Genomic DNA, 16,880 nt, shown 5'->3' on the forward strand with positions numbered 1-16,880 from the left:
TATCCCCTAGGGAGGCTTGGACGAGGCATGGGCCGCGTCCAAGCCTAAAATGTGTAAACGATGTCCCCGGTTTCAGATGTAAAGGATGTCTACGGTTCTACACCCGCGCTGGGTGGCGAAGCCGCCCTGAATAGGTTCGCCGCGGTGTATCAGGAAGACCGCGATGCCGGATTTAGGGCGGCTTCGCCCCCCAGCGCGGGGCAAGCCCGCTCACTACAAGAGATTCAAGCGAACGTCTGTAGCAGGCAACAGTCTGATATAACACTCGAACACGGCTAGCCGCACAGCAACGCCAAGTCAATGAAATATTGGGTTTTTTTCAAGTGCGCAAAAAACGCCCGATCTGACTGCAAGCCTTGTAAACCGTGGCTTTCAGCCAGCAAAACCGGCTCTGTTCACAAGGTTATCCACAATTTGTGTGGATAACATTTGTGTTCGCCTGGAACTGGAGTGACGAATGAAACCACCCTTCAATTTCACCCGTTTCCTGCCCATGGCGGCGCGTTTGCTCGGCCGTGGCCGTTTGCCGACGCTGCTCTTCGCCGTCGCTGCCAAGGGCTCCAGCCAGGGCAACCGCCTGGGTAAGCTCAAGGATGATCTCAAATTGCTTCAGGCCCTGTGCCTGGCGTACTGGCGTGGCGAGTATCGGGCGATCAGCCCCAAGGCACTGGTCTCGGTGGTGGCGGGGCTGATGTACTTTCTCAGTCCGATAGATGCGATCCCGGACTTTATCCCGTTGTTCGGCATGCTCGATGACATCGCCGTGCTGGCATGGCTCATGAAGACCCTGAACGACGAGCTGAGCGCTTTTCGCGCCTGGCGTGAGGCACAGCGTCCGGAAAAGCTCGTGGTGGTTGAGCGGCTGCCTGCGACGCCGGCACTGCTGGCCAAGGAAAACCCGCAAAAAAACTGACGATACGGCTATCCTCTGCGACCTTTGTGGCTGTTAGGATTACACTCCTAAGGAAAGAGCTTACTTAGTAAGTGTTGTTATCCTACGGGGCAGTCATGGATATTCAGATAATTTCACGCAATGGCGAACCCGAATACGCGGTGTTGCCTTGGGATCAATACCAGGCGCTGCTGAAAGCTGCCGGTCAGCAACAACCCGCTACACCTCCCCCCGTTTCTACTGCCCAAGCCGCCGTCCCGGATCTGCGCCCGCTCGCAGACCTGCGCGGCTTGCGCGAAGCCAAGGGCCTGGCAATCGAGGCCCTGGCCCGTACCGTGGGCATCAGCCCGTCGTATCTTGGATTGATCGAAAGTGGTGAACGCCAGCCGGATGCCGCGATCCGCCGCAGCCTGGCCTGGGAATTGGGCGTTGCAGGTTGGAGGGATGAATCTTGAGCCTACGTATCAGCCGTCAACATTGGGATGGGTTACTCAACGAACTGGACCAGGCGCGCCGCCAGCGCCATCTGCTGACGTACCGCGCGCTGCTGGAGCGCCTGCAATTCCCCACGCCGGCCATGCAAACCCTGGCCGCCGCCCTGGAGCACCTGGCAGCGCTGGACGCCAAGGCCGAGCAGCCGTTGCGCAGTTCCCTGGTGATCAGCCAGGGTGCGAGCCGCCTGCCGCGTACCGGCTTCTTTGAATGTGTGGAGCGCCTAGGGCGTTTCAGCGGGCCGTCCGATGGCGTGGCCGCGGCATCCTGGCATGCCTCGGAAGTGGTGCGGGTATTCGAGTACGAATACCCGGAATCTGCCGAGGCCTAAAGCGCCTGGGGCAGCGCGTCCATGCTGTCGATCACATGGATGCTGTAGCCGGCCACGTCCTTGGCATGGTGCTTGGCTTGCGACGCCAACTCCGCCAATTGGCTGGCATCGAGTTGTCCACAGGCCTGTGGATATAAATGCACCACGCCGATGGACAGCGACAGTAACGCGAACTCCTGACGTACGCCCTGACGGTTCAACGCCACGAAGCAGCCAGCCTCGAGGTGCTCGGCACGGTAGAAGCGCCTGCACTGGGTGTGGAAGTCATCCAGCAGTTGGTTGAGCCGCTTGCGCCAATCCTGCGGCCCCAATACCAGCAAGAAATCATCTCCGCCGATATGCCCGACAAAGTCGCGGCTGGCGTCGACCCGGTCGTTCAGGCACTGCGCCAGGCACAGCAACACTTCATCGCCACGCCCATAGCCGTAGATGTCGTTGAACGGCTTGAAGCTGTCGATATCCACGTAACAGATCACCGACTCCCGTTGTTGTTGCAACAACCGCGTCAGGCATTGCTGGATCGGCACGTTGCCGGGTAGCAAGGTCAGCGGGTTGGCGTAGCGTGCCTGTTGGATTTTCAGCTCGGTGATCAGCTTGAGTACGTCGATCACGCGGCCCAGCCCCAGGTAATCGCCGTTCAGCGTAATGATGAAATCTTCTTCGATACGCTGCCGTGCACGGCTGGTCAGCAGGCGGCTGACCTGTTGCAGCGACTGGCTCAACTCCACCGCGAGAAAGTCGCTGCTCATCAAGCGGCTGATGGGCTTGCGCGCAAACAGGTCGGTGGCGAACGGCTTGAGCAGCGCATCCGACAGCGAATGCCGGTGCACGATACCCACCGGATGCCCGCGGCCATCGAGCACCGCCAGGGAGTTGAGGTTGGCCTGGCGGCGAAATGCCTCAAGCACCTGGGCGGTGGCGGTGTCCTGGTCCACGGCAGGTTGTTCGTTGAGCAGGGCGCTGAGGTCGCTGCCTTCGTCGCTCAGGGCCACGTTGGCGCTGTCGGGCCTGGGCAGCATTTGGCGTGGTTCCTGCGGAGGATTTTCCTGGGGACGACAAAGCAGATAGCCCTGCACCAGGTCCACGCCCATCTCCATCAGCACCGCCAGCTCTTCCGGCAACTCGATGCCCTCGGCGATCACCTGGGCGCGGGAGGCCTTGGCGATTTGCAGGATCGAGCCGACAAACTCGCGCTTGAGCGCATCCTGATGGATGCCGTCGATAAAGTGCCGGTCGATCTTCACGTAATCCGGACGCAACTCCGACCACAAGCGCAGGCTGGAATAGCCGGCGCCGAGGTCGTCCAGGGCAATCGAGAACCCCATGTTGCGGTAGTGATGCAGTGCGGTTTGCAGCAGGTCGAAATCGTCGGTGGGGGTCTGTTCGGTGAGCTCGATCACCACCTGGCTCGGTGGGATGCCATAGTCGCGCAGCAATTGCAGGGTGCGCCCGGGTTGGTGCGCCGTCTCCATCAAGGACTCCGGGGAGATATTGAGGAACAGCTTGCCCGGCAGTTTCTGTTCGCTGAAGCGCCGGCACGCGCTTTCGCGGCAGGCCATTTCCAATTCGCTCAGACGCCCCGCCTGGCTGGCCACCGAGAACAGCGCGACAGGGGAGTGCAGCGGGCTGTTGGAGGGGCCACGGCTAAGGGCCTCATAGCCGAGGATGCGTCGTTCGGACAGGCAGATGATCGGTTGGAACAGGCTGTGCAAACTGCCTTGAGCCAGGATTGAGCCCAATGCATTCAGCTGTTCGGTCATGGTCATGGCGATCTCGATCGAAAAAAAAGGACCGCGGGCGGTGAGCCGACGGTCCTTCATTTCACGACAGAATGATGTCTATATGATGACAGCTCGGGTCGCCATCACATTAAATTGCCATCATTTACTGCTTGGCCACCTGCTTGCTGATCTTCAGGTAGTCCAGCAGGATCCGGCCAGTCTCGGCCAGGTAGGCGTCGTCTTCCGGCTTGGTTTTTTCCGCCTCGGCCGGCAGCGCATCTTCATCTTCTTTCTTCAGCTCTTTGAGCGGGTCTTCGCCTTTGGCCTTGCGGCGGACGTTTTCCAGCAGCAGTTGCTGATTCTCGATGTCGGCATGCTGCTTGCGGCGGTCGACTTCGTTGAGGCTGACGGATTTTTCTTCCATCAACTTTTTGGCCAGGGCCAGCTTGTCGCGGATGAACACGAACTCGGCATCCTTGGCGGAGCGGGTGTCGTGGTCAGCCTTCAACTGCACCAGGAATGGCTTGAACGGGTCGGACGCTGGCTTGATCGCAGGGCGGATGGTATCCCACGGCATGGCTTCCGGCAGGGCGCTTTCGCCGATTTCCTTAGTGTCGATGATCGACGGGAAATCGATGTCCGGCAGTACGCCCTGATGCTGGGTGCTCTGCCCGGAAACCCGGTAGAACTTGGCCAGCGTCAGCTTCAGCTCGCCATGGTTCAGCGGCTGGATGGTCTGCACGGTGCCTTTGCCGAAGGTCTGGCCGCCGATGATCAGCGCGCGGTGGTAGTCCTGCATGGCGCCGGCGAAAATCTCCGAGGCCGAGGCCGAGAGGCGGTTGACCAGCAACGCCATCGGGCCTTTGTAGAAGGCGCCCGGGTTCTCGTCTTCGAGCACGTCGACACGGCCGTCAGCGTTGCGTACCAACACGGTCGGGCCCTTGTCGATGAACAGGCTGGTCAGCTCGGTGGCTTCCTGCAGGGAACCGCCGCCGTTGTTGCGCAGGTCGATGACCACGCCGTCGACTTTTTCCTTCTGCAACTCTGTCAGGATTTTCTTAACGTCGCGAGTGGTGCTCTTGTAGTCCGGATCGCCAGCACGGAACGCCTTGAAGTCCAGGTAGAACGCCGGGATCTCAATCACGCCCAGTTTGTAGTCCTTGCCATCCTGCTTGAGGTTGAGGACTTTCTTCTGCACGGCCTGGTCTTCGAGCTTCACCGCTTCACGGGTGATGGACACGATCTTGCTGGTCTGGTCGTTTGGCGCATTGGTGTGTGGAATCACTTCAAGGCGCACCACGCTGCCTTTCGGCCCACGGATCAGCTTGACCACTTCGTCCAGGCGCCAGCCGACCACGTCGACCATCTCTTTGTCGGCCTGGGCCACGCCGATGATCTTGTCGGCCGGTGCGACCTGCTTGGTCTTGTCCGCCGGGCCTGCCGGCACCAGGCGCACGATCTTCACCTGGTCGTTGTCGCTTTGCAGGACGGCACCGATGCCTTCCAGGGACAGACTCATATTGATGTCGAAATTTTCCGCGTTATCTGGTGACAGATAATTGGTGTGCGGGTCGTAGGACATCGCGAAGGTGTTGATGTAGGCCTGGAAGATGTCTTCGGCACGGGTCTGGTCTAGGCGCGCCAGCTGGTTCTTGTAGCGCTTGGTCAGCAGTTCCTGGATCGCCTTAGGGTCTTTGCCGGCGATCTTCAGGCGCAGCACTTCGTCCTTGACGCGTTTGCGCCACAGGTCGTCCAGTTCTGCGGTGGTCTTGAGCCAAGGGGCGTCCTTGCGGTCCACCAGAAGGGTTTCCTTCTCGGTGAAGTCGAGCTTGTCGGTGCCTTTGTTCAGCTCAGCCAAGGCGAAGTCCAGACGCGCTTTGACGCGGTCCAGATAACGCTTGTAGATGGTGAAGCCGGGCTGCAGGTCGCCGCTCTTGAGGAAGTCGTCGAACTGCGTCTTCCACTTGTCGAACTCAGCGATGTCGCTGGCCAGGAAGTAGCTGCGCGACGGATCCAGCAGCTTGAGGTAGCTGTCATAGATGATCACCGAGCGAGCGTCGTCGAGCGGCGGCTTGCTGTAGTGATGGCGCTTGAGCAACTCGACGACGTTAAGGCTGGCAATCACCTCATCGCGATCCGGCTGAAGGTTGTCCCAGCTGTTGGCTGCGAACGTATTGGTCGACATCGACGCGAAGCCGAGACCAATGAAAAGAGCGAGGGCGGTGCTTGGGAACAAATGCTTCATGCTGATTCGACGCGGGGGCAATTGATAACGCATATTAGGCCGTCTTTGAGGGAGCCGGTTCCATATGGTCCGGTCGCATAATGCAAAAAGCCCGGCGCTACTGCTACGGGCTCAGTCCAGACTCACTATGGAGGCACTGTGAAAGCATTGCAAGGCGTTGACGGTCACGTGGAGTGGTTGGAAGAACCCAGTCCTACCTGCGATGTAGGCCAAGTTCGCATTCGTGTGTCGGCAGCGGGCCTGAATCGCGCCGATTTATTACAGCGTGCGGGGCTTTATCCGCCCCCTCCGGGTGCCAGTGCAGTGCTGGGCCTGGAGTGTTCCGGGGTGATCAGTGAAGTGGGGGCGGGCTCGTCCTGGCAGGTCGGCGACCGCGTCTGCGCGCTGTTGGCCGGGGGTGGCATGGCCGAAGAAGTGGTGGTGGATGCGCGCCATGTATTGCCGGTACCGGAGGGGCTGTCGCTGATCGAGGCGGCAGCGTTGCCTGAGGTGTACAGCACGGCGTGGCTGAATCTGTTCCAGTTGGCGGGCCTCAAGCCCGGTGAAAAAGTCTTGCTGCACGCAGGCGCCAGTGGCGTGGGCTCCGCGGCGATCCAGCTGTGCAAGGCATTTGGCAGCCCGTGCTGGGTCAGCGTGGGCTCGGCCGAGCGCCTGGCGTACTGCGAAGCTCTAGGTGCCCAGGGCGGCGTGGTACGTACGGATGGGATAGAAGGGCTGCGGGATTTCGGGCCGTTCGATGTGATTCTCGACCCGGTGGGCGGCGACTATGCGGCCCTTGACCTCAAGCTGTTGGCCCTGGATGGTCGCTGGGTGTTGATCGGCCTGATGGGCGGTCGCGAGGCCAAGCTGGACCTGGCCCAGGTGCTTGGCAAGCGCATCCAGTTGCTGGGGTCGACCCTGCGTAGTCGCAGTGATCAATTCAAGGCTGACCTGTTCAGCGACCTGAGCCAGCATGTATGGCCGTTGTTTGTCGAGGGGCGCCTGAGCCCGCAGTTGGCCAAGACGTTCCCGATCAAGGATGCCGAGGCGGCGTTTGCCGAGCTGGCGACCAACCAGATTTCCGGGAAGTTGGTGTTGGTGATCGATGAGACGCTGGCCTGATCTTTAACTCGGAATGCAACCAATGTGGGAGCTGGCTTGCCTGCGATAGCGGTATATCAGTGAAGAATTCTTCATCTGACACACCGCTATCGCAGGCAAGCCAGCTCCCACAGTTGATTGGGTTTTCAACTCGGCAGGGTGTGATCAGATCCAGTGGTGGATGGGCCAGCCAGCTTGTTCCGCATGGGCGCGCAATACTGGATCGGGGTTCACTACTTGCGGATGATCCACTTTCAACAGCAACGGTAGATCATTACGCGAGTCCGAGTAGAAATACGCCCCCTCCAACGTCTCGCCTTCCTGCTCCAGCCACTCCAGCAAACGCGTGATTTTGCCCTCGCGGTAAGTCAGTACCCCCACGGTTCGCCCGCTGTACACGCCATGACTGACCTCCAGTTCAATACCCAGCACTTCATCAATGCCGATCCGCGCTGCAATAGGCTGGACCAGATGGGTGCCCGACGCGGAGATCACCAGAATCCGGTCGCCATTTGCGCGGTGACGGGCGATGGCCCTGGTGGCGTCGCTGTAGATCAGCGGCTCGATCACGTCCTCGACCCACGGCTCTACCAGGTGCTCGATTTCCGCCGGTGTGCGGCCAATCATCGGTTCCAGGCTGAAGTCCATGAAGTCTTCCATCTTCAGCTCGCCCTGGCTGTAGGCGTCCATCAGCTCGTTGTTCTTGCGCATGAACGACTCCGGGTCGACCCAGCCCAGGCGGCCCATCTGCTCGCTCCACAGGGTGGCGCAGTCGCCGTGGATCAAGGTGTCGTCCAGATCAAAAATTACCAATGCCATCGGTCGTGCTCTCTCAGTAAATCGTTGCGTCAGGCTACTTCACACAGGGCGCTTGGGTCGATGGAAAGTGCCAGGCGCTGGCCGTCCGGATGCAGATCGTCGGCCGAGCGGTTGAGCACGTCCACCACCAGTTCCACGCCGCGCGCCTCAATGCGATAGCGGATCACATTGCCCAGCAGGCTGTGGCTGCGTACCAGGGCGTCGAGTTCGCCGCTGCGGCTCAGCTCGATGGCCTCGGGGCGAATGGCGATGCGGCTGTTGATCGGACGTTGCAGCAGTTGGGTCGCCTTGTCGGCGTCCAGCAGGTTGTAGTTGCCGATAAACCCGGCGGCGAATACGTCGACCGGCGCGGTGTAGAGGGTCTCGGCGTCGCCGCTCTGGACGATCTTGCCCTGGTTCATCAGGAAGATGCGGTCGGACATGGTCAGGGCTTCTTCCTGGTCATGGGTCACGAAGATCGTGGTCAGGCCCAGTTCGCGCTGGATCTGGCGGATCTGTTCGCGCAGGTGCTTGCGAATCCGCGCATCCAGCGCCGACAACGGCTCATCCAGCAACAGCAGGCGCGGCCGGGTCACCAGGGAGCGGGCGAGGGCCACGCGCTGGCACTGGCCGCCGGACATCTGGTGCGGGTAGCGGCCGGCGAGGTCCTTGAGTTCCACCAGTTGCAGCACTTCCTGCACGCGCTTGTGGCTGTCGTCGGCGTTGACCTTCTGCATGCGCAGGCCAAAGGCGACGTTCTGTTCCACGGTCATGTTGGGAAACAGTGCATAGCTCTGGAACACCATGCCGATGTTTCGTTTCTGCGGGCTCAGCGGGACGATGTCCTGGTCATCCAGCAGGATTTTGCCACTGTCCACCGGCGTCAGCCCGGCGATGCAGCGCAGCAGCGTGGACTTGCCGCAACCGGACGGGCCGAGCAGGGTGACGAACTCACCTTTGGCGATCTCGCAGTTGATGTCACTGAATACCGGGGTGCCGGCGTAGCCTTTTTGCAGGTGTTGGACGCTGACGAAGCTCATTGGCTTTTGTCCTTGTTCAAGATATTGGCGGCCCAGGTCAGCACCAGCACAAAGAAGAAATAGGAGATCACGACGGCACTGGTGAAGTGGCCGCTGCTGTTACGCATGTTGTTCAGGTACACCTGCAACGTTTCGTAGCGGGTGCCGACGAGGATGTTGGCGAACACGAACTCGCCGAACAGGAACGAGAATGACAGCAGCAGCGCCACCATCAGGCCTTTGCGCAGGTTCGGCAGCACCACCAGGATCGCCGCCTGCCAGGTGCTGGCGCCGAGCAGTTGGGAGGCGTCCATCAGGTCGCGCAGGTTGATCGCTTGCAGGTTGTTGGTGATCGCGCGGTACATGAACGGCAGGGCGACGGTGAAGTAGCAACCGATCAGGATCCACGGTGTGCCGACCATCGCCAGCGGCCCGGAGCCATAGAGTTGCAGCAGGCCCACGGACGACACCACCGGCGGCACCGCGAAGGGCAGCAGGATCAGGATGTTCATTAGCGCATCGAGTTTCGGGAAGTGGTAATGCACCACGAACAGCAGCGGCAGTATCAGCACCACCGACAGGATCAGCGCGCCGACGCACACCAGCAGCGACTGCCCGAACGCCATCAGAAAGCGCGGGTCGCTCCATAACTGCACGTACCACTTCAGGGTAAAACCGGCAGGCAGGATGGTCGCCGACCAACTGCTGGCGATGGAGTAGACAAAGGTGCCCACCAGCGGCAGCACCAGGATCGCAAACAACACATACACCACCACACGGTGGTAGAGGGAGGCCGGGCCGGCTTCAGCGCGAGACATGGTAGCTCCTCTTGAGCAGCAGTTGATGGACCACCGTGACCACGGTCATCAGCGCCACCAGTACCACGGCCAGGGCGCTGGCCATGTTCGGGTCGAGGGACACATCGCCGGACACCAGCCCGGCAATACGGATCGGCAGCACGTTGAAGTTGCCGGTGGTCAAGGCATACACCGTTGCATAGGCGCCCAGGGCGTTGGCCAGCAGAATCACGAACGTACCGAGCAGGGCCGGGGTGAGCACCGGCAGGCCGATATGCCGCCAGAACTGCCAGCCATTCGCGCCGAGCAGTGCAGCCGACTCACGCCAGTCTTCGCGCAATGCATCGAAGGCCGGGTACAGCAGCAACACGCCCAGGGGAATCTGGAAGTAGGTATAGAGGATGATCAAGCCGGTCTTGGAGTACAGATTGAAGTCCTGAATGATCCCCGCCTGCTTGAGCATGATCGTAATGCTGCCGTTGAAACCGAGCAAAATGATGAACGCGAACGCCAAGGGCACACCGGCAAAGTTGCTGGTCATGTTGGCGAAAGCGGTGACGAAATTGCGCAGTGGCGAATCCACCCGGCGCAACGAGTAGCTGCCCAGCGTGGCGATGATGATGCCGAATATGCTGGAGTAGAAGCTGATTTCCAGGCTGAACTGGATGGCTTGCAGGTAGAACTTCGAGCTGAAGATGCGCACGAAGTTTTCCATGCCCCAGCCGGCCTCTTCGGTTTGCAGGCTGTTGATCAGCACCCATACCAGCGGGGCGATTTCGAACACGATAAAGAACAGTGCGAAGGGCACCAGACACAGCAGCGCCAACCATTTGCCTCGGGTCATTTCAACAGCTCCCGGCAGACAGGTTTGTCGTGGGGCGCGCCCAGCAGTTCACAGACGGTGCCGCACAGGTCGGTCTGTTTCGGCGTGGCGTTGGGGTCCAGGCTGAAGGCATCGCCGAAGACAAACAGCGGCACTTCGCGTTCCTGCGGCAGCAGGCCGTTGTGGGAACGGTCGTTGTTCATGCCGTGGTCGGCGGTCACCAACACTTGGTAGCCGGCGTCGAGCCAGGCTTGCAGGTAATCGGCCAGGATAATGTCAGCCGAGCGTGCGCTGTTGCGGTATTGCGGGGTGTCAAGGCCGTGCTTGTGGCCGGCGTCGTCGATGTTCATCGGGTGCACCACCAGGAAGTTCGGTGCGTGTTTGCGGCGCAGGCTTTCGGCGTCGGCAAATAGGTGGGAGTCCGGGTAGTGGTCATGCCAGTAGAAATGCCCGTGCTGGATCGCCAGTGCCTTGTCGTCGGTATGACGGTCGCGGGCGGCGAGGAAGGGGGTGCGGTTATACAACTCGCTGACCCAGTGGTAAGCCGCCGCTGCGGTGGACAGACCGGCATCGGTGGCGTAATGGAAAATGCTGCGCTGGTTGGACAGGCGCGAGACGTTGTTGTGGACGATGCCGCTCTGGATCGGAGGCACGCCGGTGAGTATGCATTCATACAGAGGGCGGGACAGGGCGGGCAGTTCACATTCCAGCTTGTAGAGGGCTGCGCGTCCTGCGCCGACATAGGCCTGCAAGTGCCCCATGGCGTGCCTTGCAACCTCGAAGTTGAGGCCGTCGAGCACGACAAGGATGACATTGTGCTTCATGGGGGGAGGCGCTCCGCAACAGTAGGCTTGACTCAATTTCTCTGACCCAACCGGACCAAATTGTGGGAGCTGGCAAGCCAGCTCCCACACTGACCGCATTTCAGGTCTGTTATTTCATCTCTACGATGACTTGCTCGTTCCACAGTTGTGGCAGCTTCTTGGCAGTTGCTTCCCAGGCGTCGGCATCCTTGATCGGTTGCGGGTTGGCCTTGGTGTACTGCTCGCCCGGGATCAGGTTCTTGGCGATTTCGGCCGGCAGTTTCAGGTCGGTTTCAGCGCGGATCGGGCGCGCATTGCCCTTCGCCAGGTTGAGCTGGCCGGCGTCGCTGAAGATGTATTCGCGGGTCAGCTTGGCGGCGTTCGGGTGCTTGGCGTATTTGTTGATGATGGTGGTGTAGCCGGACTTCACCGAACCGTCGGATGGGATCAGCACCACGTAGTCATCCGGGTTAGCCATCTTGGCCTTGTAGCTGAGGCCGTTGAAGTCCCAGACCACGCCCACTTCGATTTCGCCTTTTTCCATGGTGGCGATGGTCGGGTTGGACAGGCCGAGGCGACCTTGCTGAGCAATCTTGGTGAAGAACTGCAGGCCTGGGGCGATGTTCTTTTCGTCGCCTTTGTTGGCGATGGCCGCCGCCAGTACGCCATTGGCCGCTTGGGCCGCAGTGCTTACGTCACCGATGGAGACCTTGTACTTGCCGGTCAGCAGGTCAGCCCAGCTGGTAGGCACTTCAGAGCCGTGCAGCAGCTTCTTGTTGACGATAAACGCGATGGTGCCGGTGTAGGCCAGGGCCCAGTGCCCGTCTTTGTCCTTGGCCCAATCCGGCACCTGGGCCCAGGTGGACGGTTTGTACGGCTGGGTCACGTCCTGCTTCACCGCAATCGGGCCGAAGGCCGCGCCGACGTCGCCGATGTCGGCGCTGGCGTTGTCTTTCTCTGCCTTGAACTTGGCGATTTCCTGGGCCGAGCTCATGTCGGTGTCGATGTGCTTGAGGCCGTAGGTCTTGGCCAGGTCTTCCCAGGTGCCTTTCCAGTTGGCCCAGTCATCGGGCATGCCGACGCTGTTGACGGCGCCTTCCGCTTTCGCGGCGGCTTCAAGGGTTTTTAGATCGGTATCAGCGGCCATGGCGGCGGTGCACATGGCAATGGTCGAGCCTAACAGTGATGCCAGGAAAAGCTGTTTCATCCGAAGCTCCTTTGGGCGTTATCAACGCTGCGTTTTTATGAACGATTGCGGGGGGCGATTCATCACTGATTTCTTGGGGCGCCCCAAGAAATCAGTGATGAATCGCCTCAGTTGGTCTAGGTCAGCAATACCTGAGCCAATTTAGGCCCGGTGGATGACAGTTTCATGTCGATGTCGTTTTTAAATCGCTGATGTCGCTGCGCTCAGAGTGAGCGTAGACCATGCCCAGGTGCCCGCATTGATTGGACTTGGCCGATGTATTGCAGGGTGTTCTGCGCGGGGCAGACACGGACTGTCATCTGTCGGTCATCTGCAATGCCTAGGCTGGCATGCAACTGCAACAGCCCAAATACAGCGCGGTTTCTGCACCCGAACGGTGCTGGTCTAGTCCAGATAGGTAACGTTGATGCGTGATGAGGCAATCAAGGCGGTGACATCCATCGGCCTGGCGCTGCAAGAGCAGATCGACCACGGCCTGTTGCCGCCCGCCAGCAAACTCCCGGCCGAGCGCAAGCTCAGCGAGTTGTTTGGTACCACCCGGATCACGGTGCGGGAAGCCTTGTTACAACTGGAGGCCCAGGGCCAGATCTATCGCGAAGAACGCCGTGGCTGGTTTGTCTCGCCGCCACGGCTGGCCTACAACCTGATGCAGCGTAGCCACTTTCACGCGATGGTCAGCGACCAGGGGCGGGTGGCGTCCACCGAAGTGATCTCGGCGCGCTTGCAGCCGGCGTCGGCGGCGGTGTGTGCGTGGTTGCAGTTGCCGGCGTTGTCGAGTGTGATCCAGATCTGCCGGGGTCGGCGGATCGACGGGCGCTTGGTGCTGTATGTGGAGCACTACCTGAACCCACAGTATTTTCCGGGGATTCTGGACTGCGATTTGAATCAGTCGATGACCGAGTTGTATGCCCGCAAGTACGACCTGCACTACGGGCGGGTACGCTTTGAAATCGTGCCGACGTCACTGCCGGTGGAGGCTGCCGCGACGTTGCGTGTGTCGGTGGGCAGCCCCGGCTTGCGCATTGCCCGGGTCAATTATGACCAGCACCAGCGGTTGATCGATTGTGACCTGGAGTTCTGGCGGCATGATGCGATCCACGTGGGCGTGGATGTGGTGTGACCCTCGCCACAGTTGGATTTAGGGTGTGAGTGCCTTGAGCACCTGATCCACGTTGGTTTCCAGCTCTGCCACCGGGTCTGCGCCATCCACATTCAAGACCAACAGTCGCGAACCGCCAGCGGCGACCGCCGCTTTTACCGCTTCGCTTGGCTGCCGGTGATGCAGCACCACGGCCACGTCGTTGTCTTTGAGCTCGGCACTGAGTTTCTGCAAGGCCTGCGGCGTCCACTCGGCGTCCGGCCGCGCATCGGTGCTGATGACTTCCAGGTTCAAGCTGCTGACCAGATACGCAAAGTGATCGCTCAGGCTGACCACGCTGAGGTTGTCTGCCTTGGCCAACCGCGCTTCGCTGTCGGCGGTGAGTTTGAGCAGGCGCTGTTTGAGGGCGGCGAGGTTGGCGTCGATCTTTGGCTTGGCACTCGGCGCCAGGCGGCTCAGGTCGGCGGCCAGCACATCGGCCATGCGCCCCAGGTTGTTGCTTGATTGCCATGGCTGGCTGTTCAAGCCGTCGGCTACGCCGGGCTGCACGGCGATGCCCGGCAGGCCGCCGTCTACCGGGCGTGCGGCGTCGATTTCGACGATGCGGATGTTGCTGCGTCGCGCTACCGGGTACAGCGGGTCATCGGCCCACAGCGAGCGCAGGCCGATGGCGGCGTCGGCATCCGCGGCCAGCTTGCCCAGCGCCGGGGCGCCACGGCCGGTGAAGTAGGACACCTGCCGCGAACCCGGTAGGTTGGCTGGCGCGGCGCGTTCGAGTTGCACGTCGGTGCCTTTGAGCAACACCTCGGCCAAGCCGTAGGTGACCGGCAGCGAAGCCAGCACCTTGACCGGCTTTATCGAGGTGGCCTTGCTGAGCGCGGCATGGCCGAGGCCGTGGTTGGTTTTGAAACCGTTGGGCTCGAAACCGTCGACAGCCAGTGCCGAGGTACTGATCAAGCAAGCGATGGCCAAGGCCAGTGGGCGAAAGACGGGGCGCATTATCCTAGATTCCCTTTGAGGCTGGGCACGGTGCCGCGTGCGATGGCGGCGAGGGCGAAGGCGATGCCGGCCATCAGGATGATCGCGGCACCGGACGGGATCGGCAGGTCGAAGATGATCGGCAGCAGGATGCCGCACAGGGTGCTGACCGTGGCGATCACCACCGAGATCCAGAAGAAGCCCTTGAGTGACTGGCTCAACAGGCGCGCCGCTGCGGCCGGGATTACCAGCAACGCACCGACCAGGATCGCGCCGATCACCTTGACCGCCGCCACGGTGATCAGCGTCACCAGGATCACGAACAGATAATCCAGTGTCTTTACTGCCACGCCACGCACCGCCGCCAATTGAGGGTTGAAGCTGGCGAGCATGATGCGGTTGTACAGCGGCAACGCCAGGGCCATCACCAGTGCGCCGACAATCGCCAGTACCAGCAGATCATTGCCGTTGACAGTCAACACCGAGCCGAACAGCACGTTTTCGAGGATGTGCACGTTGATCTTGCCCGCCAGGATCAGCAGCAGGCTCGCGCCCAAGGCCAGCGACACCGAGAGGAACACGCCGATCAGGGTGTCCGGCGCCAGGCCCGTACGGTTGCGCAGGTAGTTGAGCAGGATGCCGAACAGCAGGCAGTAGCCAAACAACGCGCCATACGGCCCAGTGTAGGGTTCGCCGAGCAGGATGCCCACGGCCACGCCGGTCAGTGCGGCATGGCCGACCGCTTCGGAGAAAAACGCAAAGCGCTTGACCACCACCAGCGTGCCCAAACCACCGAGTACCGGCCCGATCAGCAGGCCGGCGAGCAGCGCGTTGACCACAAAACCATAGGCCAGCGCTTCCGGCAGGTACCCGGAAGAGGCCCAGCCCTGGACCATCAAGCGAAAAGCTTCATAACTCATTGCGCCGGGCTCCGAGGGTGGGTGGAGAACAGGGTCAGCAGGCGATCCGGGGTCAGTGCTTCTTTGGGCGTGGCGTCGAACAGCACGCGGCGGTTCAGGCCGGTGACGCGGTCGGCCAGGCGGCCGACGGCTTCGAGGTCGTGCTCGATCCACAGCACGGTGATCCCGGCCAGGCGCCAGTCATTGAGCAGGCGTTCGAACACCTGGATGCCGGCTTCATCGAGGGCCGACATCGGCTCATCCAACACCAGCAATTGCGGCGCCGGGATCAGCCCCTGGGCCAGCAACACGCGCTGACGTTCACCGCCGGACAGCGCGCCCATGCGGCGCTTGCGCTTGTCCTGCATGCCAACGCGCTCCAGGGCATCGCCAATCGCGCTGGCATAGTGTGTGGACAGGCCAAGAAATGCCGGGCGGCGCTGGCACATGGCAGCCATGAAGTCATCCACGGTCATCGGCAAGCCGCGGTCAAATTCCAGTGCCTGGGGGACGTAGCCGACGGTACCCACGGCTGTCGGCCAGTGCAGGCGCAATTGCCCCTGGTGCGGCGTTTGCCCCAGCAAGGTCTTGATCAGCGAGCTTTTGCCGCCGCCGTTGGGGCCGACCAGCGCGTGGATGCTGCCCGGCTCTACCTGGAAGCTCACGCCGTCGAGGATCGTGGTGCGGCCCAGGGTCAGGCAGATTTTGTCGAACTCGATCGTCGGGCCGACGCTGGCGACTTTCAGTTGCTCCGCCGCCGTCATGCTCCCGACTCCTGGATCGCCCGCACCACGGTGTTGAGGTTGCCGGTCATTTCCTTTTCGTACTTTTCAGGCGTGTATTCGCCGTAGGAAATATGCGACAGCGGGTACAGCTTGACCCCGGACTCACGCTGGATGGTCTCGACGTAGGTCGACGGGAAATCCATCTCCGAGAAGATCACCTTCACGTCCAGCGCGCGCAGTTCATCAATGGTTTTCTTCAACTGGCTCGGGCTCGGCTCGATGCCGTGGGCCGGTTCGACCACGGCGGTGACTTCCAGGCCGAATTCGCGCAGCAAGTAGTCGTAGGCCGCGTGCACGGTGGCCACGCGCAGGTCCGGGTTGGGCGCGCTGGTCAGTTTGGCCAGGGCGTCGGCGCGCATCTGGCGCAGGCGCTTGCCATAGGCGCGGGCATTCTGGGTGTAGGTCTTGGCGTTGTCCGGGTCGAGCTTGCCCAGCTCGCGGGCAATGTTGTTGACCTGGGCAATCGACGCGCTGATCGACAGGAAGGTGTGCGGGTTGACCACCTTGCCCGCACCGCGAGCAGCATTGCCGGTGGCGGCCAGCAGCGGCACGTTGGCGTTGGCTTCGATCACCGGGATGTCCGGGCGCTCGCTGGTGGCGATCATGCGGTCGGCGAAATCATCATGGCCGACGCCATTGAGCACGATCACGTCGAGGCTGCCGATGCGCTTGATGTCATCGGCGCGCGGTTCGTAGGCATGGGGATTGAAACCGGCGGGAATCAACGGCACGACCTCGGCCTTGTCGCCGACGATATTGCTCACATAGCTGTAGTACGGGTGCAGGGTGATGCCGATGCGCAGGCGCTTGGCCGCTTCGGCATTCGCCAGCGGGGCGAGCATCAGGCTGAGCAGGCCAACCAGCAACAGGCGCAACAGGGGGGATGAAATAGACATGGGCAATCGGTCTTC

General features: G+C 61.3%; 17 protein-coding genes. 5 read left to right on the plus strand and 12 right to left on the minus strand.

All coding sequences use genetic code 11. The annotated features are described in order from the left end of the window. The first annotated feature begins 457 nt into the window (after positions 1–457). The 3 genes from IB241_RS26870 to IB241_RS26880 all read left to right on the plus strand — a co-directional run bounded on the left by IB241_RS26870 (position 458) and on the right by IB241_RS26880 (position 1,715). Entirely contained in the window at positions 458–913 is a 456-nt protein-coding gene (locus IB241_RS26870) for a YkvA family protein (RefSeq protein ID WP_192301207.1), read from the plus strand. A gap of 95 nt (positions 914–1,008) precedes the next feature. Next, positions 1,009–1,347, plus strand: a complete 339-nt coding sequence (locus tag IB241_RS26875; protein WP_192301208.1) for a helix-turn-helix domain-containing protein — start codon at positions 1,009–1,011, stop codon at positions 1,345–1,347. Beyond that, positions 1,344–1,715 (plus strand): hypothetical protein, encoded by a 372-nt coding sequence (locus tag IB241_RS26880; RefSeq protein WP_005786715.1) that lies wholly within the window; start codon positions 1,344–1,346, stop codon positions 1,713–1,715. The genes IB241_RS26875 and IB241_RS26880 overlap by 4 nt, the downstream gene beginning before the upstream one ends. On the opposite strand, the gene IB241_RS26885 is transcribed toward IB241_RS26880, so the two are convergent. Together IB241_RS26885 and IB241_RS26890 are read right to left on the minus strand one after the other, a co-directional pair. Then, positions 1,712–3,481 carry a bifunctional diguanylate cyclase/phosphodiesterase gene (locus IB241_RS26885; RefSeq protein WP_192301209.1) on the minus strand — a complete coding sequence of 590 codons (1,770 nt, stop codon included), beginning with the start codon at positions 3,479–3,481 and terminating at the stop codon, positions 1,712–1,714. The genes IB241_RS26880 and IB241_RS26885 overlap by 4 nt on opposite strands. Positions 3,482–3,599: 118 nt before the next feature. After that, positions 3,600–5,681, minus strand: a complete 2,082-nt coding sequence (locus IB241_RS26890) for a carboxy terminal-processing peptidase (protein ID WP_192301210.1) — start codon at positions 5,679–5,681, stop codon at positions 3,600–3,602. Between the two features lie 138 nt (positions 5,682–5,819). Between IB241_RS26890 and IB241_RS26895 the strand changes: the two genes are divergently transcribed. Next, positions 5,820–6,782, plus strand: coding sequence for a zinc-binding dehydrogenase (locus IB241_RS26895; protein WP_192301211.1), 963 nt, complete (start codon positions 5,820–5,822; stop codon positions 6,780–6,782). Between the two features lie 144 nt (positions 6,783–6,926). Here the strand turns inward: IB241_RS26895 and IB241_RS26900 are convergent, their stop codons facing one another. From IB241_RS26900 to IB241_RS26925, 6 genes are all read right to left on the minus strand, one after another. Beyond that, on the minus strand, positions 6,927–7,580 hold the full coding sequence (locus IB241_RS26900) for an HAD family hydrolase (protein WP_192301212.1): 654 nt from the start codon (positions 7,578–7,580) through the stop codon (positions 6,927–6,929). Between the two features lie 29 nt (positions 7,581–7,609). Continuing rightward, on the minus strand, positions 7,610–8,599 hold the full coding sequence (locus IB241_RS26905) for an ABC transporter ATP-binding protein (RefSeq protein ID WP_192301213.1): 990 nt from the start codon (positions 8,597–8,599) through the stop codon (positions 7,610–7,612). Beyond that, positions 8,596–9,396 (minus strand): ABC transporter permease, encoded by an 801-nt coding sequence (locus IB241_RS26910; protein ID WP_192301214.1) that lies wholly within the window; start codon positions 9,394–9,396, stop codon positions 8,596–8,598. Before IB241_RS26910 ends, IB241_RS26905 begins: the two co-directional genes overlap by 4 nt. Next, positions 9,383–10,219, minus strand: coding sequence for an ABC transporter permease (locus IB241_RS26915; protein ID WP_192301215.1), 837 nt, complete (start codon positions 10,217–10,219; stop codon positions 9,383–9,385). The genes IB241_RS26910 and IB241_RS26915 overlap by 14 nt, the downstream gene beginning before the upstream one ends. Continuing rightward, on the minus strand, positions 10,216–11,022 hold the full coding sequence (locus IB241_RS26920; RefSeq protein ID WP_192301216.1) for an alkaline phosphatase family protein: 807 nt from the start codon (positions 11,020–11,022) through the stop codon (positions 10,216–10,218). Before IB241_RS26920 ends, IB241_RS26915 begins: the two co-directional genes overlap by 4 nt. Positions 11,023–11,131: 109 nt before the next feature. Then, a complete protein-coding gene (locus tag IB241_RS26925) occupies positions 11,132–12,208 on the minus strand; it encodes an ABC transporter substrate-binding protein (protein WP_192301217.1) in 1,077 nt (358 codons plus the stop codon). A 406-nt stretch (positions 12,209–12,614) separates the two neighbouring features. Between IB241_RS26925 and IB241_RS26930 the strand changes: the two genes are divergently transcribed. Continuing rightward, positions 12,615–13,328 (plus strand): UTRA domain-containing protein, encoded by a 714-nt coding sequence (locus IB241_RS26930; protein WP_017734819.1) that lies wholly within the window; start codon positions 12,615–12,617, stop codon positions 13,326–13,328. Positions 13,329–13,346: 18 nt separating this feature from the next. Here the strand turns inward: IB241_RS26930 and IB241_RS26935 are convergent, their stop codons facing one another. The 4 genes from IB241_RS26935 to IB241_RS26950 are packed head-to-tail and all read right to left on the minus strand — an operon-like array spanning position 13,347 to position 16,865. Then, positions 13,347–14,306 carry a metal ABC transporter substrate-binding protein gene (locus IB241_RS26935; protein ID WP_192301218.1) on the minus strand — a complete coding sequence of 320 codons (960 nt, stop codon included), beginning with the start codon at positions 14,304–14,306 and terminating at the stop codon, positions 13,347–13,349. Continuing rightward, on the minus strand, positions 14,306–15,205 hold the full coding sequence (locus IB241_RS26940) for a metal ABC transporter permease (protein ID WP_192301219.1): 900 nt from the start codon (positions 15,203–15,205) through the stop codon (positions 14,306–14,308). The genes IB241_RS26935 and IB241_RS26940 overlap by 1 nt, the downstream gene beginning before the upstream one ends. Beyond that, the gene (locus tag IB241_RS26945) at positions 15,202–15,948 is read right to left on the minus strand and encodes a metal ABC transporter ATP-binding protein (protein WP_192301220.1); all 747 of its coding nucleotides are present in this window, start codon (positions 15,946–15,948) and stop codon (positions 15,202–15,204) included. The genes IB241_RS26940 and IB241_RS26945 overlap by 4 nt, the downstream gene beginning before the upstream one ends. After that, positions 15,945–16,865 (minus strand): metal ABC transporter substrate-binding protein, encoded by a 921-nt coding sequence (locus tag IB241_RS26950; RefSeq protein WP_192301221.1) that lies wholly within the window; start codon positions 16,863–16,865, stop codon positions 15,945–15,947. The genes IB241_RS26945 and IB241_RS26950 overlap by 4 nt, the downstream gene beginning before the upstream one ends. Between the last annotated feature and the right edge of the window lie 15 nt (positions 16,866–16,880).

Source organism: Pseudomonas sp. PDM05, assembly GCF_014851685.1.
GTDB lineage: Bacteria > Pseudomonadota > Gammaproteobacteria > Pseudomonadales > Pseudomonadaceae > Aquipseudomonas.